32 protein-coding genes are annotated in these 19,103 nt (G+C 43.9%); 16 read left to right on the top strand and 16 right to left on the bottom strand.

Features of this window, described 5'->3' with window-relative positions:
* Positions 1–53 precede the first annotated feature (53 nt).
* From L3D27_RS09270 to L3D27_RS09260, 3 genes are read right to left on the bottom strand one after another with little or no spacing between them, the layout of a single operon-like run.
* The gene (locus L3D27_RS09270; RefSeq protein WP_432481012.1) at positions 54–1,241 is read right to left on the bottom strand and encodes a phage major capsid protein; all 1,188 of its coding nucleotides are present in this window, start codon (positions 1,239–1,241) and stop codon (positions 54–56) included.
* A gap of 11 nt (positions 1,242–1,252) precedes the next feature.
* Complete coding sequence (locus L3D27_RS09265; RefSeq protein ID WP_432481011.1) at positions 1,253–1,786, bottom strand: HK97 family phage prohead protease; 534 nt, start codon at positions 1,784–1,786, stop codon at positions 1,253–1,255.
* Positions 1,783–2,988: a phage portal protein gene (locus L3D27_RS09260; protein ID WP_432481010.1), complete on the bottom strand. Its 1,206-nt coding sequence runs from the start codon at positions 2,986–2,988 to the stop codon at positions 1,783–1,785. Before L3D27_RS09260 ends, L3D27_RS09265 begins: the two co-directional genes overlap by 4 nt.
* A gap of 83 nt (positions 2,989–3,071) precedes the next feature.
* Between L3D27_RS09260 and L3D27_RS09255 the strand changes: the two genes are divergently transcribed.
* Together L3D27_RS09255 and L3D27_RS09250 are read left to right on the top strand one after the other, a co-directional pair.
* Positions 3,072–3,371 carry a transcriptional regulator gene (locus L3D27_RS09255; protein WP_432481009.1) on the top strand — a complete coding sequence of 100 codons (300 nt, stop codon included), beginning with the start codon at positions 3,072–3,074 and terminating at the stop codon, positions 3,369–3,371.
* Complete coding sequence (locus L3D27_RS09250; protein ID WP_432481007.1) at positions 3,368–3,685, top strand: helix-turn-helix domain-containing protein; 318 nt, start codon at positions 3,368–3,370, stop codon at positions 3,683–3,685. Before L3D27_RS09255 ends, L3D27_RS09250 begins: the two co-directional genes overlap by 4 nt.
* Here L3D27_RS09250 and L3D27_RS09245 read toward each other — a convergent pair.
* The 5 genes from L3D27_RS09245 to L3D27_RS09225 all read right to left on the bottom strand — a co-directional run bounded on the left by L3D27_RS09245 (position 3,682) and on the right by L3D27_RS09225 (position 8,899).
* A complete protein-coding gene (locus L3D27_RS09245; RefSeq protein ID WP_432481006.1) occupies positions 3,682–5,391 on the bottom strand; it encodes a terminase large subunit in 1,710 nt (569 codons plus the stop codon). The genes L3D27_RS09250 and L3D27_RS09245 overlap by 4 nt on opposite strands.
* 2 nt (positions 5,392–5,393) lie before the next feature.
* On the bottom strand, positions 5,394–5,876 hold the full coding sequence (locus L3D27_RS09240; protein WP_432481005.1) for a phage terminase small subunit P27 family: 483 nt from the start codon (positions 5,874–5,876) through the stop codon (positions 5,394–5,396).
* Positions 5,877–6,045: 169 nt separating this feature from the next.
* Positions 6,046–6,408, bottom strand: a complete 363-nt coding sequence (locus L3D27_RS09235) for an HNH endonuclease (protein ID WP_432481004.1) — start codon at positions 6,406–6,408, stop codon at positions 6,046–6,048.
* Positions 6,409–6,852: 444 nt separating this feature from the next.
* Positions 6,853–7,614: a BRO-N domain-containing protein gene (locus L3D27_RS09230; RefSeq protein WP_432481003.1), complete on the bottom strand. Its 762-nt coding sequence runs from the start codon at positions 7,612–7,614 to the stop codon at positions 6,853–6,855.
* A 319-nt stretch (positions 7,615–7,933) separates the two neighbouring features.
* On the bottom strand, positions 7,934–8,899 hold the full coding sequence (locus L3D27_RS09225) for a P63C domain-containing protein (protein WP_432481002.1): 966 nt from the start codon (positions 8,897–8,899) through the stop codon (positions 7,934–7,936).
* 175 nt (positions 8,900–9,074) lie between these two features.
* On the opposite strand from L3D27_RS09225, the gene L3D27_RS09220 reads away from it, so the two are divergent.
* Both L3D27_RS09220 and L3D27_RS09215 read left to right on the top strand, forming a co-directional pair.
* On the top strand, positions 9,075–9,263 hold the full coding sequence (locus L3D27_RS09220; RefSeq protein ID WP_432481001.1) for a type II toxin-antitoxin system HicA family toxin: 189 nt from the start codon (positions 9,075–9,077) through the stop codon (positions 9,261–9,263).
* Positions 9,264–9,311: 48 nt separating this feature from the next.
* Positions 9,312–9,719 (top strand): type II toxin-antitoxin system HicB family antitoxin, encoded by a 408-nt coding sequence (locus tag L3D27_RS09215; protein ID WP_432481000.1) that lies wholly within the window; start codon positions 9,312–9,314, stop codon positions 9,717–9,719.
* A gap of 55 nt (positions 9,720–9,774) precedes the next feature.
* Here the strand turns inward: L3D27_RS09215 and L3D27_RS09210 are convergent, their stop codons facing one another.
* From L3D27_RS09210 to L3D27_RS09185, 6 genes are all read right to left on the bottom strand, one after another.
* Entirely contained in the window at positions 9,775–10,353 is a 579-nt protein-coding gene (locus L3D27_RS09210; protein WP_432480999.1) for a hypothetical protein, read from the bottom strand.
* Positions 10,354–10,355: 2 nt separating this feature from the next.
* The gene (locus L3D27_RS09205; RefSeq protein ID WP_432480998.1) at positions 10,356–10,508 is read right to left on the bottom strand and encodes a hypothetical protein; all 153 of its coding nucleotides are present in this window, start codon (positions 10,506–10,508) and stop codon (positions 10,356–10,358) included.
* On the bottom strand, positions 10,508–10,717 hold the full coding sequence (locus L3D27_RS09200) for a hypothetical protein (RefSeq protein ID WP_373628868.1): 210 nt from the start codon (positions 10,715–10,717) through the stop codon (positions 10,508–10,510). The genes L3D27_RS09205 and L3D27_RS09200 overlap by 1 nt, the downstream gene beginning before the upstream one ends.
* Entirely contained in the window at positions 10,714–11,109 is a 396-nt protein-coding gene (locus L3D27_RS09195) for a VRR-NUC domain-containing protein (protein ID WP_432480997.1), read from the bottom strand. Before L3D27_RS09195 ends, L3D27_RS09200 begins: the two co-directional genes overlap by 4 nt.
* Positions 11,106–12,428 (bottom strand): DUF1376 domain-containing protein, encoded by a 1,323-nt coding sequence (locus tag L3D27_RS09190; protein WP_432480996.1) that lies wholly within the window; start codon positions 12,426–12,428, stop codon positions 11,106–11,108. Before L3D27_RS09190 ends, L3D27_RS09195 begins: the two co-directional genes overlap by 4 nt.
* Positions 12,429–12,567: 139 nt before the next feature.
* Positions 12,568–12,804 (bottom strand): Cro/CI family transcriptional regulator, encoded by a 237-nt coding sequence (locus L3D27_RS09185; RefSeq protein WP_432480995.1) that lies wholly within the window; start codon positions 12,802–12,804, stop codon positions 12,568–12,570.
* A gap of 138 nt (positions 12,805–12,942) precedes the next feature.
* Between L3D27_RS09185 and L3D27_RS09180 the strand changes: the two genes are divergently transcribed.
* The 4 genes from L3D27_RS09180 (at position 12,943) to L3D27_RS09165 (ending at position 14,864) form a co-directional block, all read left to right on the top strand.
* Complete coding sequence (locus tag L3D27_RS09180; protein WP_432480994.1) at positions 12,943–13,671, top strand: S24 family peptidase; 729 nt, start codon at positions 12,943–12,945, stop codon at positions 13,669–13,671.
* 198 nt (positions 13,672–13,869) lie between these two features.
* On the top strand, positions 13,870–14,136 hold the full coding sequence (locus L3D27_RS09175) for a hypothetical protein (protein ID WP_432480993.1): 267 nt from the start codon (positions 13,870–13,872) through the stop codon (positions 14,134–14,136).
* Entirely contained in the window at positions 14,133–14,507 is a 375-nt protein-coding gene (locus tag L3D27_RS09170) for a hypothetical protein (protein ID WP_284673368.1), read from the top strand. Before L3D27_RS09175 ends, L3D27_RS09170 begins: the two co-directional genes overlap by 4 nt.
* Positions 14,508–14,519: 12 nt before the next feature.
* A complete protein-coding gene (locus L3D27_RS09165) occupies positions 14,520–14,864 on the top strand; it encodes a hypothetical protein (protein WP_432480992.1) in 345 nt (114 codons plus the stop codon).
* 194 nt (positions 14,865–15,058) lie between these two features.
* On the opposite strand, the gene L3D27_RS09160 is transcribed toward L3D27_RS09165, so the two are convergent.
* Positions 15,059–15,367, bottom strand: a complete 309-nt coding sequence (locus tag L3D27_RS09160) for a hypothetical protein (RefSeq protein ID WP_432480991.1) — start codon at positions 15,365–15,367, stop codon at positions 15,059–15,061.
* A 191-nt stretch (positions 15,368–15,558) separates the two neighbouring features.
* On the opposite strand from L3D27_RS09160, the gene L3D27_RS09155 reads away from it, so the two are divergent.
* Genes L3D27_RS09155 through L3D27_RS09120 form a run of 8 tightly spaced genes read left to right on the top strand, consistent with a single transcriptional unit; the run spans position 15,559 to position 17,765 of the window.
* Positions 15,559–15,732, top strand: a complete 174-nt coding sequence (locus L3D27_RS09155) for a hypothetical protein (RefSeq protein WP_432480990.1) — start codon at positions 15,559–15,561, stop codon at positions 15,730–15,732.
* A complete protein-coding gene (locus L3D27_RS09150) occupies positions 15,723–15,944 on the top strand; it encodes a hypothetical protein (protein ID WP_432480989.1) in 222 nt (73 codons plus the stop codon). Before L3D27_RS09155 ends, L3D27_RS09150 begins: the two co-directional genes overlap by 10 nt.
* A gap of 43 nt (positions 15,945–15,987) precedes the next feature.
* Positions 15,988–16,485, top strand: coding sequence for a hypothetical protein (locus L3D27_RS09145; RefSeq protein ID WP_432480988.1), 498 nt, complete (start codon positions 15,988–15,990; stop codon positions 16,483–16,485).
* On the top strand, positions 16,482–16,658 hold the full coding sequence (locus L3D27_RS09140; RefSeq protein WP_432480987.1) for a hypothetical protein: 177 nt from the start codon (positions 16,482–16,484) through the stop codon (positions 16,656–16,658). The genes L3D27_RS09145 and L3D27_RS09140 overlap by 4 nt, the downstream gene beginning before the upstream one ends.
* An 11-nt stretch (positions 16,659–16,669) precedes the next feature.
* Positions 16,670–16,801 (top strand): hypothetical protein, encoded by a 132-nt coding sequence (locus L3D27_RS09135; protein WP_432480986.1) that lies wholly within the window; start codon positions 16,670–16,672, stop codon positions 16,799–16,801.
* Positions 16,791–17,183: a hypothetical protein gene (locus L3D27_RS09130; RefSeq protein ID WP_432480985.1), complete on the top strand. Its 393-nt coding sequence runs from the start codon at positions 16,791–16,793 to the stop codon at positions 17,181–17,183. Before L3D27_RS09135 ends, L3D27_RS09130 begins: the two co-directional genes overlap by 11 nt.
* Positions 17,180–17,563, top strand: coding sequence for a hypothetical protein (locus L3D27_RS09125; protein ID WP_063513419.1), 384 nt, complete (start codon positions 17,180–17,182; stop codon positions 17,561–17,563). Before L3D27_RS09130 ends, L3D27_RS09125 begins: the two co-directional genes overlap by 4 nt.
* Before the next feature lie 10 nt (positions 17,564–17,573).
* The gene (locus tag L3D27_RS09120) at positions 17,574–17,765 is read left to right on the top strand and encodes a hypothetical protein (RefSeq protein ID WP_046695978.1); all 192 of its coding nucleotides are present in this window, start codon (positions 17,574–17,576) and stop codon (positions 17,763–17,765) included.
* 34 nt (positions 17,766–17,799) lie between these two features.
* Here L3D27_RS09120 and L3D27_RS09115 read toward each other — a convergent pair whose 3' ends face one another.
* Entirely contained in the window at positions 17,800–18,918 is a 1,119-nt protein-coding gene (locus tag L3D27_RS09115) for a tyrosine-type recombinase/integrase (protein WP_432480984.1), read from the bottom strand.
* Positions 18,919–19,103: the final 185 nt, after the last annotated feature.

Raw genomic sequence — 19,103 nt, 5'->3', positions numbered from 1 at the left:
AAACCCCTAGTAAAAAACCCTAGAAATAACCACTTCTAGGGTTTTTGGTTGAGTTAAACTTTATCAGCCAAAGTGCCATGAATAAAGGCTTCGGGGCGATACACCGCCAACGCCAAACGCTCTTCAGCTAGGATAGTCACCAAGTTACGCGTAAAATCATCATTTTCAAAACCAACCATCACGGTCGAATCTTGACGGTCAAAGATTTGTGCGCCAAGGTCAAACGCACCTGTCAAGAATTTGCCCGCTTGCATTGCTTGGGTTGCTACCACAGGCAAGCCCCACAGCGTTGGCGTTGCTGTGCCTTGTGGATTGCCGATGATGTAGCGACCATTGTCATCTTTGGCAAGCTCAATCTTCGCCCAATCAATCGGGTTTAGTACATGACCACTTGCAGGGTATTCAGCCAACACCGCTTGCAACATAGCAAGGCGTAGCTGGTCGATGATGGTATATTTCGCCAGTGTTGCCTTATCGTTGAACGCTGTTGCTTGAGTGATGATACCTTTTAGATTGCCTGATAGTCCATCGCCATTGAGCAGCTGCTGTTCTTCCACCAGTTTTAGGCCATAGATTAAGCGACCATTGATGTGGCTTGCCAGTTGTGGTGCGTCATCCAAGATTTGGCGAGATGCTTTAAAAAAGTGTGCCAAGGTTGCCACATTGACTGTCTGCTCATCAAACTTAATGTCAGATTGTGCTTTTTTGTCACCTTCGTTTTGCTGAATGGCTGCACCATTAGTGAACCCAGTCTCACGCATATAAGTGATGGCGTTGCTTGAAGTTGAACCCGCCATCAACAAGTCGCGTACCGTCATTCGGCGATTAGGTGGCACAACAAGACCTGGTACTCGGTGGTCACTGATTAGCACGCCTGCTGAACCATTGGCGTCAGCCGTGGCTGATGTGATGTTGGCTTTGACTTCAAGTTTGGCTTGCTTGACACCGCGTGGGTCAGCCTGTAGCTGTTTTAAGGCTTCAGAATCGGCAAACTTCTCGCCAAGTGTGCGAAAATCAGCATCATCAGAGCCACGGCGGGCGTTTTTCTGCTCCACTTCATCAAGTCGCAACTTGATTTCATTCATTGACACCAATGCTTCATCAGATTTGTCGATGGCGGATTGTGATAGCTTTTCGCCATTTTCCATCTTGCCTTTTAACTCTTCGGCAATTTCTTTGACCTTGTCTGTACTTTCAGCGAATTTTTTCGCCAGTTCGGTGTATTCGTTTGGATTGCTCATATAAGCTCCTATTAAAGTTTAAGGGTATTTAAAATATTTAACGCTGTTTGTGCATCTTTGGCTTTTATGGCTTCAGCCTTGACACTTGAGACAGTACTGTCTTCATTGGCTGGAAAGGTGACAATAGACACTTCTTTTAAGTCTAATTCCAATAACTCCAAGGCGTTCTCGTCCTCATTCCAAGTCCACTTGCTGGTGCGATAGCCGATAGACAAGCCGTCAATCGCCCCGTTTTTGATTAGGGCGTAGGTTTCACGAGCCTTAGCCACATCATCAATCAGTAATTTGCCTTCGCCATATAGACCGTACTCATCTTCATACAGTTTTGTCCATACGCCAATGACATCAGAACGGTTGTGTTGCCACAACACAGGGGGCATCTTGCCTTTGGCTTGCCATTCGTTCAAAGAATTGACAAAAGCACCCTTCTTGACAATATCGCCATAACTGTCTTTGACATCAAAGACGCTACAATATCCGCTAAATGTGCCGTCATCTTGTAGGTTTTCGGCTTTAAATGAGAGTGATTTTGTTTGTAAAGTCATTCATTTCTCCCCAAATCTTGTAAATGCGTTAAATTCGTCTGTACGGTTAGCGTGTCGCCCCCGTCCAAAGGCGGTAGGTCTTCCAATTCTCGCACTTCGTTTCTTGTCAGCCAGCCGTTTTGCAATGCCGAAGTATAAAATGCCGACCGCCCATTACTATCCGCCCGTAGCAGTCCTTCCACGCTCCATCTGGGTTTATATTGTCCACGCTCGGCAGGGGTGAGCAGTTTTTTGACAATCGCCTGTTCAATTTTGACCAGTACAGGGCGTAAGCTGTACATCAAAAAGCCAATATTCATGTTTTCAAGGCTACTTGCCCACGAGCTTGCCTTGTCGGTGTGATAGATAAGCTGTGGTGGCACGCCAAAGATACGGCATATTTCTTCAATGCCAAAATAACGACTTTCCAAAAGCTGTGCGTCCTGTGGGTTCATTCTTAGGCTATGCCCGCCCGCCACATCCATACCCGCCTCTAAAACCATGTATTTACCTGCGTTTTCGGGCTTGCCAAATTCGGTCAAATGCTTTCTTAGGCGTTCTCGCTGTTCATCAGTAAGTGTGTTTTCACCAACTTTCAAAAATCCACCTGCTTTGAGCGAGTTTCTAAATTCGTGGGCGGTGGCGTTATTTGCGTCCGTTTGCAGTCCAATCACCGATGATTGGTAGCTAATGGGCGATAAGCCCACAAGCCCATCAAGCGAAAAGCCTTTGATGTGCAAAATCTCATCCGCTGTATAACGGGTATATTTACCATTTTCTTGATAAATGTAGGTAATTAGTCCGTCTTTACCCCGTGATACGCTCATTCGCTCAGGGTTTAAGACATCTAGGGCGATGATACGACCTGTCTTTTTGTGGCGGACGATTAGGGCGTAAGCATTACCCCACAAATCAAGGCTTGCCGCCATTGACTCCCAAAACTCACTGGCGGTCATATCGGCATTGGGGCTGTCGTGTAATAGGCGATATAAGGGGTGATCATTGGCTGTCTTTTTGTCTTTACCGTATAAATGCAGGGGTAAAGAGCCAATCACTTGACTTCTTAGGCGTACACACGCCCACACCGCAGACAGTTTAAGGGCAGTTTCGGCATTGATGGCGTTGCCACTTGCCGATGTTGTGCCGATAAAGGGGTCGGACTGTTGCCCTTTATCAAGGCGTGAACGCCCAAAAATAGAGCCGAGCCAACCAAAAAATTTCATCTTTTTTCCTTTTTTTGTCAAAATTACTTGCTTTTATAATACATTGTGTTATAATACCATGTATTATTTAAGAGATAATCACCATGTACACGATTGCCGAAACCGATGATTTTATCGCACAGTCCAAAGCCGTTTGGAGCGATGACGAAAAAGATGAGTTCATTACCTTTTTATCTACCAACCCATTGGCTGGCGATGTCATTCCCAAAACAGGCGGATTTCGCAAATTGCGTTGGTCTGCCAAAAACAAAGGCAAACGTGGTGGTGTGCGTGTGATTTATTACAATCTGTTAGAAAATGGGCTGATTGTTTGCTTTTCGGTCTATGCCAAAAACAAACAAGAAAACATCGCCCCAAACACTCTAAAAGGAAAGAAACAATGACCCTACCAAAATTTGACAACATTGATGCCATTGTTGAGGCCATTATTGACGATGACCCAGATGCCGAAGTTGTGCGTGAGAGCCTAACTCGTTCTATTGAACAGTTTAATAAAGGACAATATCTCATTAACCCTGCCACCATTAGACAGCAAAATAACCTATCTCAAAGCCAGTTTGCTCGTGCGATTGGCATATCGGTAAACACCCTAAAATCATGGGAACAGGGACAACGCAAGCCAAGCGGTTCGGCTCGTGTGCTACTTGACCTGCTTGCCAAACGCCCAGAGTTAATTAGCGAACTTGCCACCGCTTAGGCAATCACCATATTATCCAAATATTCATCCATACTACCCCCATTTTGGGCGTATAGCGTGGCTCGCCCCAACGCCATGATGAGTGCCACCATGCCATCAATTTTATTCTCGGCTCGCTCTTTGTTTGGATAAATATTGTCTTTTTTATCAATTTGAGCAACCACGTTGGACGCTTGCCAAGTCAGCAAAGGACAATCTCCGTGAGCGATTTTACCTTGCAAGATTAGAGCCTCAAGCTCTTTCATTGGTTCGCTCATGTTCTGCACGGTATGGCGTAGCTCCACCATAACCGCCCCTTCTTTTTCAAGCTCTTGGGCGAGCTGTGTTGCTTGCCAAGGGTCGTAAGCGATTTGTTGCACGTCAAACCGCCCCATAAATTCTCGTATGTCGTCCTTTATAGTCTCAAAGTCCACCACTTCGCCCATGGTGAGTGTCAAAAGCCCCATATTATCCCACGCACGGTAGCGGTCAGTGTTGCCATCCATACTTTCTAGCACTCGGACATCTGGCAGATAATAGCGACCATGTACATGATAATAAGGGTCATCGGCTGTTGCTGGGAAAAGCAATATTAGGGCGTTTAAGTCAATTTTTGTCGCAAGGTCAAGCCCAATAAAGCAGGGACGATTTTCAAGCTCGTGTAGCTCTTTACGCTTGGGAGCTTGTTGCCATTTTGCCATATTCAGCCACGCATTTTTTGCCCCAACCCATTCATTTAGGTGTTTGGTGCGAAATACCGACTGTTTGCGTGCAGACGTTTTGGCATCTCGTTGGCGTGCCTGCAAAAACTCACCCGATACCGAGATGTTATAATTGGGATTGGCTTTCATCATCGCCACATCACTATCCCAAGGGTCTTCTATGTCTTTACCATACAAAATCGCCCACATATCGTCTATGCTGATGACCTTATCCAGCATTTTTTGAGCGTCTTGGTACATCATGTGGCACGCACCGCCAATGGTTGCCCCTGCGGTGGTAATCACAAGCATAATCGGCTGACCTCTCGCCCCCATGCCTGTTTCCATCGTATCGTACAAGGTATCGTCTTTGTGTTCGTGGTATTCATCGATGATGGCACAGCTGGGGCTTGCACCGTCCCCTGGTTTACCGATGACAGGTTCAAAGCGTGAACCGTCCGACACTCGGTTCATATTAGAGGCGTTCACTTCCACGCCAAAATACTCTTTAAGTTGGGGTGTTTTTTCTACCATGATTTTGGCAGGACGAAACACTTCCCACGCTTGCTTTTCAGTCGTTGCACCGCTATATATTTCCGCCCCAAACTCTCCATCAGCACAAAACATATAATTTGCCACACCTGCTGCGATTGCCGATTTGCCATTTTTACGGCAGACAAAAATAAAAATCGTGCGGTATCTTCGCAGATTATCCGACTTTTTGACCCAACCAAACGGTACGCAACACGCAAACACTTGCCACGGCTCCAAAAATATCTTCTCGCCACGCCTTGCCCATTCGCCTTTGGTATGCGGCAAAAGCTGGATAAACTTTGCCACTCGTTCGGCTTTGGCAGGGTCAAATTTATAAGGGTAATCCTTATTTTTACTTCTCTTTTTGTCGTCAAAATGACGTTCACACGCCAGTTTTATCCATTTGTTGGCAATGATTTTGCCTGCGATAACGTCTTTGGCATATTTTTCCGCTCGTGCGACATTGGGGCAATCTTGCTTTTTTGTCGCCATATCTAAAATTGTGCAAATGGATTGCCCACCGCCTCCTGTTTTGTCGCTCCTGTCAGCCTTGCTCGACTGCTTGGGTCAAGCCCAAGCAGCGACCCAAATGTTACCAACTGCCGAGCCGTTTCATTCATCACCGTAACCGCAGGATTTTTCTGCAACACGCCTGTTTCAGGGTGTGACACAACCACGCCATGATTGTTAATCTCATCTTGTGCTTGTCGCCACCGTGCATAAGCAGTACAAAACGCCTCCACATTATGCAAATCCCCCACGGTCAAAAGGTCGTTGGCACACAGTTGGGGGACGACCCTTTGCCACATTTCCACCGCCAACGGCTCTAACCAGTCAGGCGGTTCAACATTCGTTATCTGGTCAAATTTCGGCTCATTTTTATTCAACGCACGCTTACCAGCATTGCCATTTAACTCTTTTAATTTTGTCGGCTTGGGTTTTCGCCCACGCCCTGCAACTGTCGCAATTCCGCCCATTTTTGGTTTCCGTATTTTTATGTTAAAATTAACCCTAGCCACATGGGTGGATTTTTCTACCGTTATAATAATCCACATCGCTTAGATGACTTAGAAACTAAACTTTTAATTTTGCGGTCGTAAAAATTTTATTAGGGGGTCGGTCATACGGCAAGACGCTCCGAACTTTTTACCCACCCCCACCCCTTCGGCTCTCGGCTTGTGTCTTGGTCTTGTGGCAGGCGTGGCAGATTGCTTGTAAGTTCGTCAGCTCATCTGTGCCACCCTTTGCCTTATTGATGATATGATCCACTTCGGTGGCAGGCGTGTACCTGCCGTCAGCCAAGCAGACTTGGCACAAGTAGCGGTCTCGCACCAACACTTGTGTTCTTAGTTTCCGCCACGCCTGCCCGTAGCCACGCTCTTTATTGGTGCGACCTTGCTGGCTCTTGTGCCAACCGTGCCTGTGGTGGGCGTGGTCGCTACAAAAACCTTTGTCCGCACGACTGACAAGATTGGGGCAACCAATGGCTCGGCAAGGTGTCTTTGGCATTGTTACAATTCCCTATTGAATACCAAGATAAAACTTAACAATCGTAATAGCCAACGACACCACCATTAAAAACGCAATCATAAAACAAATATGCCAAAAAAATCTGATGAAATTTTCAGGTTTGAAATTGATGGATTGCATTGTAAATCCTAGTATTTTTATCAAAAACTTGCTATAATTACTCACAAGATTTAATCCTTTTCTGCATTAAAAGGGTTGAATTAAAAACCCCAACCGATTGCCGTCAGTTGGGGTTTTGCTTTGTGTGTTGGCAGTGTTTGAGGCAACAAAAAAGGCAACTACCCAAAACGGATAATCGCCTTATTGACACTTAATGCCATAATAGCATTATGATATCCCACAGGGTATCGTGGTGTCAAGGGGTATTTAGACATACCAACACGCCTGCCAAAAAACTTTGGCAGGGTATTTTTTAGGTTATGGTTAAGTGAGCAATGCCAACAGTTCTTTCCCAAAAAACGCAGACAAGCATTCGGCTTTGGCTTGGTTATAATCGGTGGCTTTTTCTACCATTTCAGCCAAGAAAAAATCCATCGGCTCATCATCGCCATATTTTAGCACATTCTTGATAATCAGCTTTTCGGTGGTGCGTCTGACATCATTGTACTGCTCACATATTTTGATAATGCGTTCAAGCTCGGTGGCAATAATGGGCAAATGTTCACGGCTAAATTTGGCTGGGCTTTTGACCCCTGTTACCGCACGCAGACGAGACCAAATGGCGTATCCTGCCGAACCTTGCATTTTAAAATTTCGCTCACACAGCCATACAAGGCGTTTTAGGTTTGTCCAGTCCTTGTCGGATAGCGTGTTGGATTGGACGGTGGGGGTGGTGTAGGTGCCTGTTTTTCTGATACTTGGTAAAACTTCGGAAGTTACCCATTTGCGGAATTTGTGTTGAACCGTGCCTTTTTCCATTGCTTTACGAGAACGCAGGATAAGGGCATAAAGTCCACTTTCGTTAATGATGTTGAATTTTCGGCTTTGTTTAACGCCGTTTGAGCTGGTGTCGGTTAAAGCTACATCAGCTTTTTCATCATCATCTAAGCGAGAAAGTGCATCACGAGCGTTTGCGATTTCCAGAATATTGCAAACATCATTTGCTACAAACCAAAATTCGCCATTTTGGTCAATGATACGGATTGGGTTTGAAGTTTCAAAAGTGAGATTGATAAGATTTGACATTTGTCGGTTTTCCTTACGATAAGTTTGAATCAACCTACCACGAAAACCGCCAAGTTTAGGGTGGTAGGACTAACAGAGTTGGCGGACTGTCTCGTAAGTAAACAGCACATCTTGCGATGTCTCCATTAGCCCCACCATAATTTGATTTTTAAAGGGTGTCGGTTAAAGCTACACCCCATAATTTGATGGGAGTTTTTGCAATAAAAAACACGCTTGATGGCGTGTATTATCGCCTTACAAATATTCAGACCGCCAAGTCTGACATCGGATTTTGCCGATGTGGGTATATCATAGCCCATTTTCCCCTGTCTTGTCAATCCTAATCCTCAAAAATCAGTTCAATTTGCGTGCCCTTTTTAGGATAAGCTCTATCCACAAAGCCGATTAGCTGCTCCCAGTTATCACTGATACGCATCAACCCAATGATGGCATGAATATGCTGTGATAGTGCAGGGTGTCCAACATCAGATGATAGCCATTGGTGATGTTTGTGCTTACGATAGCCTTTATCATTTTTGGGGTTTAATTGTTCTAACTCCTCCAAAAGTCCAGGAGCAAGCCGTTCATAAACAAGGTCAATGGTATAGCGACCGACCACACCAGGACGAGCGACTTTCTCTGGGTTAAAATCCCACCCTTTTAGCCTAAAAATTTCCTGATAAAATTCATCAGGAAACCGCTTTGCCCACGCTGCCAATTCTTTTGCCAAATACTTGTCCAATATGGCTTGTAGGGCTTTTTTGTCCCTGATTTCTTGATAGCCTGTAGCTTCATCAATCAAGGCAACCAAACCCACTTTAGCAACCGAACGAATGATAATATCAGCGAATTGTGCCTGGCGTTTTTGTCCTGGTGTAAGTCCACCATTTCGCTCTGCCAAAATAATGGCATTACAAATATCAATCAAAACAGACGCATCATAGCCGTGTGTCTCTGGTACTGCACCACCGACACCGACACGAGAAAAACTTATCGGATTGCTGAGCTTCTCTTTGGTTTCGTCTGACAAATACGGCAATAGACGACTGTCAATGAATTTTTTTAGGGTGGTACCTGATGCACTTTTGGGAAATCCTAATGATTTTTGAATAGCGTTACCAGAGATGACCCGCTCGCCCGTCTCTAAAACATGGCAAAGTAATGTAATATCGCCAATGTTTAGCTCGCCTGTATGGGTAGCTTTGAGCTTTCCCCAACGAGCCATAGCACCTCGCTTGGCAATTTCGCTTCTTTGCTCTGGTGTTAGGGATTTGGCACGGGCGATACCACCTGCTTGTTTATTCATTATGCTTGCTCCATTAAAATCAATGCTTGCATATTATGCAAGCATAATTGAAATAATGCAAGCATTTATTACCCTTTGTCAAGCAAAACTATTTAAAAAAATAACTCCAATAACCCTTGACTTAATTTATTTTTGGGGTTATAATAACCCCATATTAAGCAAATCGGAGTTTAAAATGCCCCCAAGTAGCGATGAGATGATAAAGCGAATTACCGAAGACGGTTGGTACTTTGTTAAGCAAAAAGGCTCTCACAAGCACTTTAAGCACCCAACCAAAGAAGGCAAAGTAACAATCCCAAGCGGTCGTGAAAGCCTACCTAAGGGAACGCTAAAAAACATCATCAAACAAGCAGGGCTAGAATAATCTAGCCCCACCCTTGACGGCATTTACTCAAATTATGGAGCAAAAATTATGTTATTTCCCATTGCCATTGAAAAACCTGCCAATGAACACGAATGCTATGGCGTGATTGTCCCTGACATTGCAGGGTGTTTTAGTGCAGGCGATACCCCCGAAGAGGCGATAAAAAACGCCTATGAAGCCATTAGCCTACATTTGGAGAGTATGGCGGAAGATGGCGACACCTTGCCTACTGCCAAGCCCATTTTTTATCATCAAGACAATGCCGATTATCAAGGCATGATGTGGGCGGTGGTGGATATGGATATGTCTGCCTTTATGGGCAAAGCCGAGAAAATCAATGTTACTTTGCCAAGCCTGCTGATTAGCAAAATTGACGAAAAAGTAAATGCCCATAAATCGCTTTATAAAAGCCGTTCCAACTATTTGGCACAACTGGCGATGGCGGATTTGGCTTAATTTACCCCAATTACCAAAACAAAAAAGCGGTCAATATTGAACCGCTTTTTTGTCATTATTCCCTGTCTTTCAACTCATTCCTATATTTACCAATCTCCCCAGCAATTTCCCACACCAATTCTTGCAAAGTGTCAATCAGTAGGCGTTGGCATTTGGTAAATTGGTTAGTGTAGGTCTTTTCGTTGATGCTGATACTAAAAAAGTATAATCGCCCCTTGACCGTACATAAATCCCACATATTTTGTAAGTGCAATGATAGCACCATGTGAGCCATCTTGTGCGACAATTCGACTCTGTCGTGGGGGCAGTTTTTGGGCAGGGGGGCTTTTTTAAGTTCGGTCAGCACCATGCCTGCCAAATAATCCTGTACTGTTTCATAATTGGCTTTATCCATACCCCACACCAAAAGACTACACAACGCACGGGCAGGTGTGTCCATCATGCCAATGCACGCACACCGCTCCTGCCACCCCGAATAATCATTATCCGACTTGACAGGGGTGTTAAAATCATCAAATACTTTGGTAGGCGTGGCGGATAAATGCTGACAAAGCCAGTCTAAGCCGTCAATATCAAACATGGGGTGTGTGCCAAATTTGCTCGCCTGCTGATTTAGATTGATTGTATTTGTCATTTTTATTCTCCGTTTTTGGTTAAAAAAACACGATTTGGCATACTCACTTCATAACGCCATTGACACCGCAATGACAACAGCTTTTTATTAAACTCATCATTTGCTTTTTGCTCTAAGATGTACGCCAAACAATAAATCAAAATCGCTAATGTCATTACTTAATCCTTTTTTCTTTTGTTTTGGCGGTCAAAAACTCTAACGACAACACAATAAATAAAACGCCAATACTAAACCCCGTTGCAATCACAAACGCCCCAATAAATAGATTAGCAATGACCGCATTGCTTAGCGTGGCATAAAACCCAAGTATGACCCCCACCAACAACCCAAAAACAATAAGAAAATAGTTAATCAAGTTCTTCATTTGTTAATCCCCAAATACGCCTTAATCTCATCAATCGCTTCATTTGCTCCATATACTACCACCGCCTTATAACCAACCGCATTTAAGCGGTCAATCATCATTTCTTGGTTATCCGATACTTTGCCCGCTTGGCGTGTCTTGCCCTTTGGGGTTTTAAGCTCAATAAATAAGCCGTGATAACCACCTTTGGGAATAAACAAAAACAGGTCTGGAAACCCCGCTTTTGTCCCCATGAGCTTAAAATTTCTGCCTTCGCTTTTGCTCCGATAGCCCCCATTGGGGCTGTGGTGGATAAAATGGGATAACTTGCCGTTAATGCCAATGGGGGCAAGTGTCTGCCATCTTGCCCATGTCATTACAGCTCTTTGTATGCTGTCTTCGTGTTTTTTCATCTTGCTACCTGTTTGGCTTGTTGCGGTCTGTTGTGTTTTGAGAGAATGTGGCTAACAAATTCGGGGCTTGCCGTCTGTGGTTTTTGGCAGTTTGCCACGCCTGCACGCTTAATCCGCTTATAGGCTTCTAGACTTGTTTCGCCTGCCAAACGGTACTCTTTGACGATTGCGATACATTCCATGCTGTTATAGCCGTCAAAACATTCAACCCATTTTCCGCTAATATTAAAAGTATTGGGTTTTGGCTTGGATAATTTGTTGCTGTCGTCCGTCCACACGCCACCAAAATCATCATCGGCAGGCGTGGGAGCGTTAAAAATGGGCTTTTCTCGTTTTATCCAGTCCACGAGCTTATCTATGCGGACTTGTTCGGTTGCCAAAAAATTACCCTGTAATTCTCGGCTGACATTGTAATTTTTAAACTTGGTAAATATCTGACCATATTCGTCTTGGCTCAATGTTCTGCCAAAACCTGCCCCGCTTAGTAATCCATTGATGATGTCCACGCTTGGAGCTTGCCATTCTCCAATAGTTTTTAAATTTTTAGAAAAATTGGTGTGTGTGGGTGCGTGTAACGTTTCGCTGTTTACACACTCATTTTTTTCTTTTAATTCATGGGTTATGGGTAATGGATTATGGTTTAATGGGTTATTCTCAGCATTTTGGGCGTTACTTCCGTTACATACTTCGTTACTGTCAGCGTTACACGGTATGACATCGGTGGCGTTACTGCCTGCGTTACACGGATTAAAATGCGTATCATAAAGCCCACGAATGTCATCAAGTGTCATGGACTTATCCGCCTGTATGCCTTTATTTTTAAGGGCTTTTAGCTTTCGTGATTTTTCGGTGCGTTCTGCCCCTGTCATGACAAAACCACCCGTATTGTCATAGATGTTGGCGTTACGCTCATCGTTACTTTTGATGTTACTTGGCGTTACATCACTACCGTTACTGTCGTTACTTTTAGCGTTACCTTTCGTGTCAGCGTTACTGGCGTGTCTCATAGCAAAGCGAATGTCTTTGATTTGCTTATCCCAGTCGGCATGACGGTAGGTCTTGCCCAGCTTTTTGAATTTGTCTTTTAATAGCCAATCTACATCCGCCTTATCGCTGTCGCTATGGCAGTCAAGGCGAAAATAAAGCAGTGCCAAATCATCGCCAATCGCCCCATTATTTTTGTGGGCGGTGGTAAAATACAGCGTGCGTAAGTCAAGATAAATGGCACGCTGATTGCGTGTCATGTGCTTGGTCTCGCTGTCAAAATCACTAAAATTGTGCGTGATGTAGTGGATTTTGGGTGGCTCTTTGGTGGTCATGATAATGCCTTGATTTACTTTGGCTTTGGTGGTATAATAAAGCCGTTTTTGATTATTGATTTTTTGGTTTCGAATTTTTGATTAAAAACGCCTAACCCAGTCCGCTACGGCTGGGTTTTTTGTTATTTGAATAAAATTCTCACGAGATGAGGGTTTTTTGGTTGCGTAAAAGCAATTCAGTAACAGATAAAACCCCATCACTTTCTTGGCTCAATGTTTTGGCATAATGGGTTTCGCCCGTGTACTCGGTGCGTGGAAAACAGCCGTTTCGCTCCCACTTTTTAACTGCCATATAAGATACGCCTGTGATTTTGGCAACCTGCGTACGACCGCCAAAATGCTTAATCGCTTTTAGTACTGGGTTTAAGCTCATCATTAGCTCCTTAAAAATAATTTATTATTAAACCATAGGTTTAATTAGTAGTCAAGTATATGTTAAACTTTCGGTTTCTTTCAATTTGAACAAAAATACCTTAAAATTTATACCAAAAGTATAAAATTAAAGGTAACCACAATGTCTGACTTTGCAGAAAGATTACAAATCGCTATCAAGCAAGCAGGATTAACGCCTTCAAAGGTTGCAACTGAGATCGACTTGTCAGCCCAAGCCCCACAAAAATGGAAAAAAGGGCAGATTAGTTTAGATACTCTAATCAAAATTATTGAATTGACTGGAACAGATGCAAATTGGCTTTTAAGGGGTGATAAAGCCCCAATTCCCACACATCAGAAATTATCAGTACAGATGAACGGTAACACTGTTACCAATGGTTCATCACTTCATCAAAATATTGATGCTCAAAGACAGCTTGAAGAGCAGATGATAAGGTCTGGTCAGCAATGCACAGACATTGTGTATTATGAACACGCAGATTTGACACAACAATCAACCATTGCCATTGCTCAGGGTGTTATCAATAGAGTGCCAGACATTCTAAGAAGTCCTGATGAATTATTTGCATTTCCTATGACCAGTCAAGACATGACCCCAATCATTACTGGTGGTTCACTCGTGGTGGTAGATATAAAAAAAGCACGCATACCTATTTATGACGGAAAAATTTACGCTCTAAAAATGGGGAACTTGGTGCGTTGTTTTTACCTTAGCCAAATATCTGCTGATGAAGTGAAAGTGTACAGTTCTACCGATAAAAATGGTGAAGTGCTTAAACGAGCCGATTTTGATAATAAGTATCAAATCATGGGGGGTGTGGTTTGGTGGTCTAGTTTTATGGAGTGGTAATGAATGACATACATCAAAACAAGGGACTTTCCTTAGAAGTTAACAATGAACACAATCAATATCAATAATGGAGCAAACCCATGAAACTAACCCAAATCCTTGTCGCTGTCGTGGCAAGCCTAACCCTAATGACCGCCACGCCTGCGATTGCCAAAGGTGGCGGTGGAATATAAGAGAAGGTTGGTATAGGAGAAAAAAATGTTATTGGAACTATCCCACACCGTAGAACAGATGATTGCCCGTAACGCCAAGATGATGGGTGTCGCTCCTGCGGTCTATATAGAACGCTTAGTATTGGCGGATAGGCTTAATGATGAGCAAGATATGGAGCTATCAAGATTTGCCGAGCGGATAAAAGGGTGTGAGACCAGAGAACTTGCCCTGGCAAATGGGGTGGAAGTACCATGTTGCGACACCGCACAAGACTTTTTGGCGTGGCGAGCCAGTAGGGGCAAACAAGCGTGAAAGTGGTTTTTGGGAGTTGGCTTGATGAGCATTTTGAAGATTTTGATGAGCCGATACAGCTTGCGGTGGCGGACTTTGTCGTCCATGTACAAAGCCATGGATTAAAGGGTTTGAAGGGGCGAAACAAATCATCAGTCCTGCCGAGTCCCCATACCAAAAAAGAACAAAGACGACACGCCTTTGCCCAAAAGCATTGTCTATGGCATTATCATCTGGGCGTGCCGTGCTATATACAGCAAGCAAATGGCGAGCTGACCAGCGAATATGTGCTGCATTACTCATATTACCAAGATATGATTGTACTGATAGATATTGGTACACATCCACCTTTTGAGTTGCCGAATGTGGATAGGATGGGGTTTGTGGAGTAGCGAATGCAAGCGATGAGTAGTGAGACAAAAATTATTTTGCAGGCACTAACAGAGCATGAGCGACAAGGTGTTGACCATGTTCTACGCACCATGCCTTATGACACACTTATTCTGCACATTAAGGACATGACAGCACAAGGCTTAGTGGATAGTATCATCACTGACATGGCAGACGGTAGCGAGCTGTTAGAATATTGTGAGATTACACCAGCTGGCAGGGAACATCTGCAAACATTGCAATCCACCATTTGGGACAAATCCATCAAATGGCTCAAAGACAGCGAAAACAGCAAATGGGTGCTTGGTTCATTGCTTGTACCTTTGCTTATTTGGGCGATGGATAAGCTGCTGTTTTGACGATATTCGCTTCTGCTTGGACTTGCCTAGCTGATAAAATATCCAGCCACCAAGATAATAAAACAGCAGAGATAGCCAAAATGGTATTGGCTCATTCATGACTGCCACAATCTGGTTAAGCACATTAAACTCCATAACCGCCTGTAATGGGCGGTCTTGTTTGGTTGATACGAAAAAAAGCATTGCGTCCGTCATCAGCGGATAAATCTACCATAAAAGCCTTCTTGGTTAAAGATGGCATAGCGTTTATCGGTCTTTATTGGCGTTACGGTCGTAAAGCCAATAAAACGGAAGGTGCTGGCGGATACCCGCTCAAACAACAAATAGCCTGCACTGGTAACGATGGCATAGCCATCTGTCGCATACTCATGTGAACCTTTCAAGGCTTTTTCGTCATCAGAGAAACGCTGACAGGTTAAAAATAATTCTACTTCACCAAAACGGCTATTTGGTCTATCGCTGTGTTGTAGGGACAGATAAGGGACTGACTTTTGGTCTGACATTGGCTTTTTTCCAAAAATACATATTTATTACAATTTTACTGACCGTCCGCAAGGGCGGTTTTTTGTTGGTTGTGGGGTATTATATCATGGGGCTATTTATTTTTAAACTAAAAGTTTAAATTATTATTGCATAAAATTAAACTTATGGTATAATTTTATGCAATATGTATAAACCCAAACAGGAAACCCTTATGCCCCAACCCCACCAACATACCAAAGCTGATTTTGTCCTAAAATTTTTTGCCGTTTTCGCACTTGCCTTGTTGCCATATGCGTGCATGGAAGGGCTAGAGCGTCAAGCCTACGCCGATTATCAAAAATGCCTATCATGGCAAGCTGATGGCTATGATGTGAAGTGTCAGTAGTTGAGGGTATTGGTCTTTATGTCATTCAATGCAAAAAAAGCATTCGTCGCTTAATCAAAAAAGCCAATCTGAGTAATTATGTGGCGGCGACAGCTCTTAAAGATGCCAAAGTCGCCATTGATAATGAAGACTATGAGCTTGCCGATAGATATCTAAGCCTTGTGCTTAACCAAATCGCACATGGGCGATGTCTGATTGACCCAAGCCAATAGAAACCTTTTTGTACTCTTTATGTCTATGTGAAGGAGATGAACCTTGAGTAAGCCTTTAATTATTTTGATGACGACGGCGACAACTGCCCGCTTGGACAGCATTACAGCTCGTGTGTCTTATGCACTTGCTCGAAGTGGTGCGGTGTGTGCGACTGTCGAATGCGACACAATACAAAAGTCGAGAGAGTTTATTAGACGGTATAAAAACAACGGCTTTCGTGGCATTGATTTTATTTTTGTGCAAAATTCGGTGTATGTCGATATGGCGGTGGCTAAGAAAGCAAACGGCTCGTTGTGGTCAAATAATGCGATTTTGCCAGATTTGTCATTCTTGATTGAATATTCAGAGTGGCTACACGCCAAATTCATGCCAGCCAATGCTTATCGTCTGCCCTGCAACTATTATTCATCCCTGCCAGCTCGTGCGTTTGGTGCCAATGAACATCACAACGCTTGTGTTGAGACCGCTACGGATGAGATTTTTGTTAGTGGTAAGATTTTGAGCGTAATTCACATATTTCAAAATGGGAAGTTTTTATGAAACCAGCAACTAAGCAAGTATTATTATCCGTCGTTATTATTGCCGCCGCACTTGTTGCATTACAGGGCTGCGTATCCATGTCTTTGGAAGCTCGGGATAGGGCGTACGAGGGCGAGCGAGCCAAAATCGCTGAATATCGTGCGTTGGCGGATAATAAAAGTGAGGATTATTGATTGGAGGTCTAATGCAATATGTACACACAGGACTGTACGAACTGCCAACACTGATGACGGTGCGATACAGACCACTTAATTATTATGAATTTTGTATGATATGGGCGTGGAAAAGAGAAAAGGAGTGTGAAAATGAGCAATAAAATAAGCTATGACGAGATTATTAGGGCTCTAAAAGAGCATAGAACGGTCGAGTACCGTTGTCTAGGTCATGATGAGTGGTTTAAGTTGAGTGGCATGAGCGATGTGAATGTCTTTTTGTCTGATGATATTGAGTTTCGCATGACATCAGAGATGGTTGCTATTGGCGGTGTGAGTTTTCCTAAGCCTGAGTTAAAACCATTGAAAGATGGCGATAAATATTGGATGGCTGACCCAGTAGCCAACAACTACGCAATACTAGGTCTTTGGGTAGGTAATAAATTGGATAAATTGGCTTTAAGTAGAGGGCTTTTGCACAAAAGCAGAGAAAATGCTATCGCACACGCCAAAGCATTGATTGAATTATCAGGAGGGAAATTATGAAATTGTTTAAATTTGTAGCATTAGGTTTGGCTGCAGTATTAGCGACTGGCTGCATTGACGATGCTCAGGTCGCAACACACAATGCCAAGAAAGCTGCTGATAATTTTGAGATTAACAGGCGAATCGTATTTTACAATGGCATTACTGATAACTACATCCTAGAAATCGAGGGTCGGTGTTCTTTTAATTTGAATGACACGCAAACAGCTTTTAATGTGATTTGTAAAACTGGCGAACAGGAATTTAAGCGCCACACGCTTGTTTTATCTGACAATGTTACTGCGTTTGTTGAACAAATTGAGCCGAATAAAGCAAGCAGTCATTTTTATCGTGTAACTTTTAAGCCATCTGTGATTGTGCCAGATGTGGATGTGAGATAATGGAGTATAAATGATGATGAACTCAATCACATGGCTCACCCAAAAAGACATGGCGAAACGACTGGGCGTGTGCGTCAATACTTTTAAGACCTACTACCGACCAAAATACCCGCCCAACGCTCAGCGTGGCAATAAGGTATATTGGACGCTGGAAAATGCCATTCGCATCGAACAAGAAATCAATGGCACGACCGTATCATAAAAAATCTAATACAAGGGGTGTAACGCCCCTTTTTTTATGCCTGCCAATCTGCCACAATATCCGCCCACCAGCTCATAAGTGCCACACGCTCGTCCCAGTATTCGGCACGGTTATAGACATGGCGAACATCTTTTTTGGTGTGAGCCAGCTGTCTTTCAATCACATCAGCACGCCAAAGCCCACTGTCATTTGCCACCGTAGAAAACAGCGAACGAAAGCCGTGCGTGGTCATACGACCGCCAAAGCCCGCCCGTTTGATGACTGCCAGCACGCTTTCAATCGGCATGGGCTTGGCAGGATTGCTGTGATGTTTAAACACAAAGCCATCATCAAGGCGTGAAGCGTGCAAATCCTTTAAAATCTTTAACGGCTGGCTGGCAAGTGGAACGGCGTGTTCAAGCCGTGTTTTCATACGGTAAGCTGGGATAATCCACACACCCTTATCCAAATCAAATTCGTCCCATGTCGCCTTGCACAGCTCGCTGGGTCGCACCGCCAGATAATTTGCCAGCGACAAAGCAACAGGGGCAGGTCCGATGGTGGGCGTTTTTCTGATAGTTTGCCAAAAATCCACCATTTCATCAGCGGATAATGTTGCCATATTTTGCACGGTATGGGTGGGTATGATGTTATCAACCAGCGTGCAGGGGTTGTTCTGGGCGTATTCGTGGGCGATGGCATAGTTGAATACTTGCGATAAGAGGCGTAATGAGCGTTTGGCGGTCTCGTATGTGCCTTGTGCGACCATTTGACTGACCGCTTTTGAGACCATCGCACGGCTGACATCTGCCACTGCCATGTCCTCAAAATCGTTGGTGATGTAGGTCAGACGATAGATGACGGTGTATTTGTACTTCTCACTTGTCCATTGCTTGCTGTACAGCTCTACCCACTCATGGATAAGCTCATGCACCGTAATCGGGGTAAGCCCTGCGTTGTCTTTGATTTTGTTGGCAAGCTCTCGGGCTTTCTTTAAGCTGGTGGCGGGGTATTCGCCAAGTTTTTTGCGTTTTCGCTTGCCAAGGGCGGTGTATTCTAATACCCAAGACTTACGACCTGTTGGCATGACATCAATGGATAAGCCTTCGCCTGCTGATAGCGAGTAGCGTTTTTCGGTGGGTTTTAGCCCTTTGATTTTGTTATCTGTGAGCATTGGTGTGTGTATCTCGTGTGTGGCTGTGTGTCGCCGTGTGTGTAAAATCGTTTGATGTTCGTTGATTTACTATGATACACGATGACTTTATGAGATACAACAAGACAATAAAAAAGCCTTGATTTACAAGGCTTTTTTGATGGTTTATGACACTTAAAAATAATTGATGATTTTTAGTGATTTTA

The organism is Moraxella sp. ZY200743 (genome assembly GCF_050885545.1).
Taxonomy (GTDB): Bacteria; Pseudomonadota; Gammaproteobacteria; order Pseudomonadales; family Moraxellaceae; genus Moraxella; species Moraxella haemolytica.
The sequence above is the reverse complement of the archived record's forward strand: the minus strand, read 5'-3'. Positions and strand labels throughout refer to the sequence as shown.

What these genes read in the sequence shown, in the direction of transcription:
- L3D27_RS09270 (WP_432481012.1), bottom strand. Translation starts at nt 1,241, where the DNA reads ATGAGCAATCCAAACGAATACACCGAACTGGCGAAAAAATTCGCTGAA.
- L3D27_RS09265 (WP_432481011.1), bottom strand. Translation starts at nt 1,786, where the DNA reads ATGACTTTACAAACAAAATCACTCTCATTTAAAGCCGAAAACCTACAA.
- L3D27_RS09260 (WP_432481010.1), bottom strand. Translation starts at nt 2,988, where the DNA reads ATGAAATTTTTTGGTTGGCTCGGCTCTATTTTTGGGCGTTCACGCCTT.
- L3D27_RS09255 (WP_432481009.1), top strand. Translation starts at nt 3,072, where the DNA reads ATGTACACGATTGCCGAAACCGATGATTTTATCGCACAGTCCAAAGCC.
- L3D27_RS09250 (WP_432481007.1), top strand. Translation starts at nt 3,368, where the DNA reads ATGACCCTACCAAAATTTGACAACATTGATGCCATTGTTGAGGCCATT.
- L3D27_RS09245 (WP_432481006.1), bottom strand. Translation starts at nt 5,391, where the DNA reads ATGGCGACAAAAAAGCAAGATTGCCCCAATGTCGCACGAGCGGAAAAA.
- L3D27_RS09240 (WP_432481005.1), bottom strand. Translation starts at nt 5,876, where the DNA reads ATGGGCGGAATTGCGACAGTTGCAGGGCGTGGGCGAAAACCCAAGCCG.
- L3D27_RS09235 (WP_432481004.1), bottom strand. Translation starts at nt 6,408, where the DNA reads ATGCCAAAGACACCTTGCCGAGCCATTGGTTGCCCCAATCTTGTCAGT.
- L3D27_RS09230 (WP_432481003.1), bottom strand. Translation starts at nt 7,614, where the DNA reads ATGTCAAATCTTATCAATCTCACTTTTGAAACTTCAAACCCAATCCGT.
- L3D27_RS09225 (WP_432481002.1), bottom strand. Translation starts at nt 8,899, where the DNA reads ATGAATAAACAAGCAGGTGGTATCGCCCGTGCCAAATCCCTAACACCA.
- L3D27_RS09220 (WP_432481001.1), top strand. Translation starts at nt 9,075, where the DNA reads ATGCCCCCAAGTAGCGATGAGATGATAAAGCGAATTACCGAAGACGGT.
- L3D27_RS09215 (WP_432481000.1), top strand. Translation starts at nt 9,312, where the DNA reads ATGTTATTTCCCATTGCCATTGAAAAACCTGCCAATGAACACGAATGC.
- L3D27_RS09210 (WP_432480999.1), bottom strand. Translation starts at nt 10,353, where the DNA reads ATGACAAATACAATCAATCTAAATCAGCAGGCGAGCAAATTTGGCACA.
- L3D27_RS09205 (WP_432480998.1), bottom strand. Translation starts at nt 10,508, where the DNA reads ATGACATTAGCGATTTTGATTTATTGTTTGGCGTACATCTTAGAGCAA.
- L3D27_RS09200 (WP_373628868.1), bottom strand. Translation starts at nt 10,717, where the DNA reads ATGAAGAACTTGATTAACTATTTTCTTATTGTTTTTGGGTTGTTGGTG.
- L3D27_RS09195 (WP_432480997.1), bottom strand. Translation starts at nt 11,109, where the DNA reads ATGAAAAAACACGAAGACAGCATACAAAGAGCTGTAATGACATGGGCA.
- L3D27_RS09190 (WP_432480996.1), bottom strand. Translation starts at nt 12,428, where the DNA reads ATGACCACCAAAGAGCCACCCAAAATCCACTACATCACGCACAATTTT.
- L3D27_RS09185 (WP_432480995.1), bottom strand. Translation starts at nt 12,804, where the DNA reads ATGATGAGCTTAAACCCAGTACTAAAAGCGATTAAGCATTTTGGCGGT.
- L3D27_RS09180 (WP_432480994.1), top strand. Translation starts at nt 12,943, where the DNA reads ATGTCTGACTTTGCAGAAAGATTACAAATCGCTATCAAGCAAGCAGGA.
- L3D27_RS09175 (WP_432480993.1), top strand. Translation starts at nt 13,870, where the DNA reads ATGTTATTGGAACTATCCCACACCGTAGAACAGATGATTGCCCGTAAC.
- L3D27_RS09165 (WP_432480992.1), top strand. Translation starts at nt 14,520, where the DNA reads ATGAGTAGTGAGACAAAAATTATTTTGCAGGCACTAACAGAGCATGAG.
- L3D27_RS09160 (WP_432480991.1), bottom strand. Translation starts at nt 15,367, where the DNA reads ATGTCAGACCAAAAGTCAGTCCCTTATCTGTCCCTACAACACAGCGAT.
- L3D27_RS09155 (WP_432480990.1), top strand. Translation starts at nt 15,559, where the DNA reads ATGCCCCAACCCCACCAACATACCAAAGCTGATTTTGTCCTAAAATTT.
- L3D27_RS09140 (WP_432480987.1), top strand. Translation starts at nt 16,482, where the DNA reads ATGAAACCAGCAACTAAGCAAGTATTATTATCCGTCGTTATTATTGCC.
- L3D27_RS09135 (WP_432480986.1), top strand. Translation starts at nt 16,670, where the DNA reads ATGCAATATGTACACACAGGACTGTACGAACTGCCAACACTGATGACG.
- L3D27_RS09130 (WP_432480985.1), top strand. Translation starts at nt 16,791, where the DNA reads ATGAGCAATAAAATAAGCTATGACGAGATTATTAGGGCTCTAAAAGAG.
- L3D27_RS09125 (WP_063513419.1), top strand. Translation starts at nt 17,180, where the DNA reads ATGAAATTGTTTAAATTTGTAGCATTAGGTTTGGCTGCAGTATTAGCG.
- L3D27_RS09120 (WP_046695978.1), top strand. Translation starts at nt 17,574, where the DNA reads ATGATGATGAACTCAATCACATGGCTCACCCAAAAAGACATGGCGAAA.
- L3D27_RS09115 (WP_432480984.1), bottom strand. Translation starts at nt 18,918, where the DNA reads ATGCTCACAGATAACAAAATCAAAGGGCTAAAACCCACCGAAAAACGC.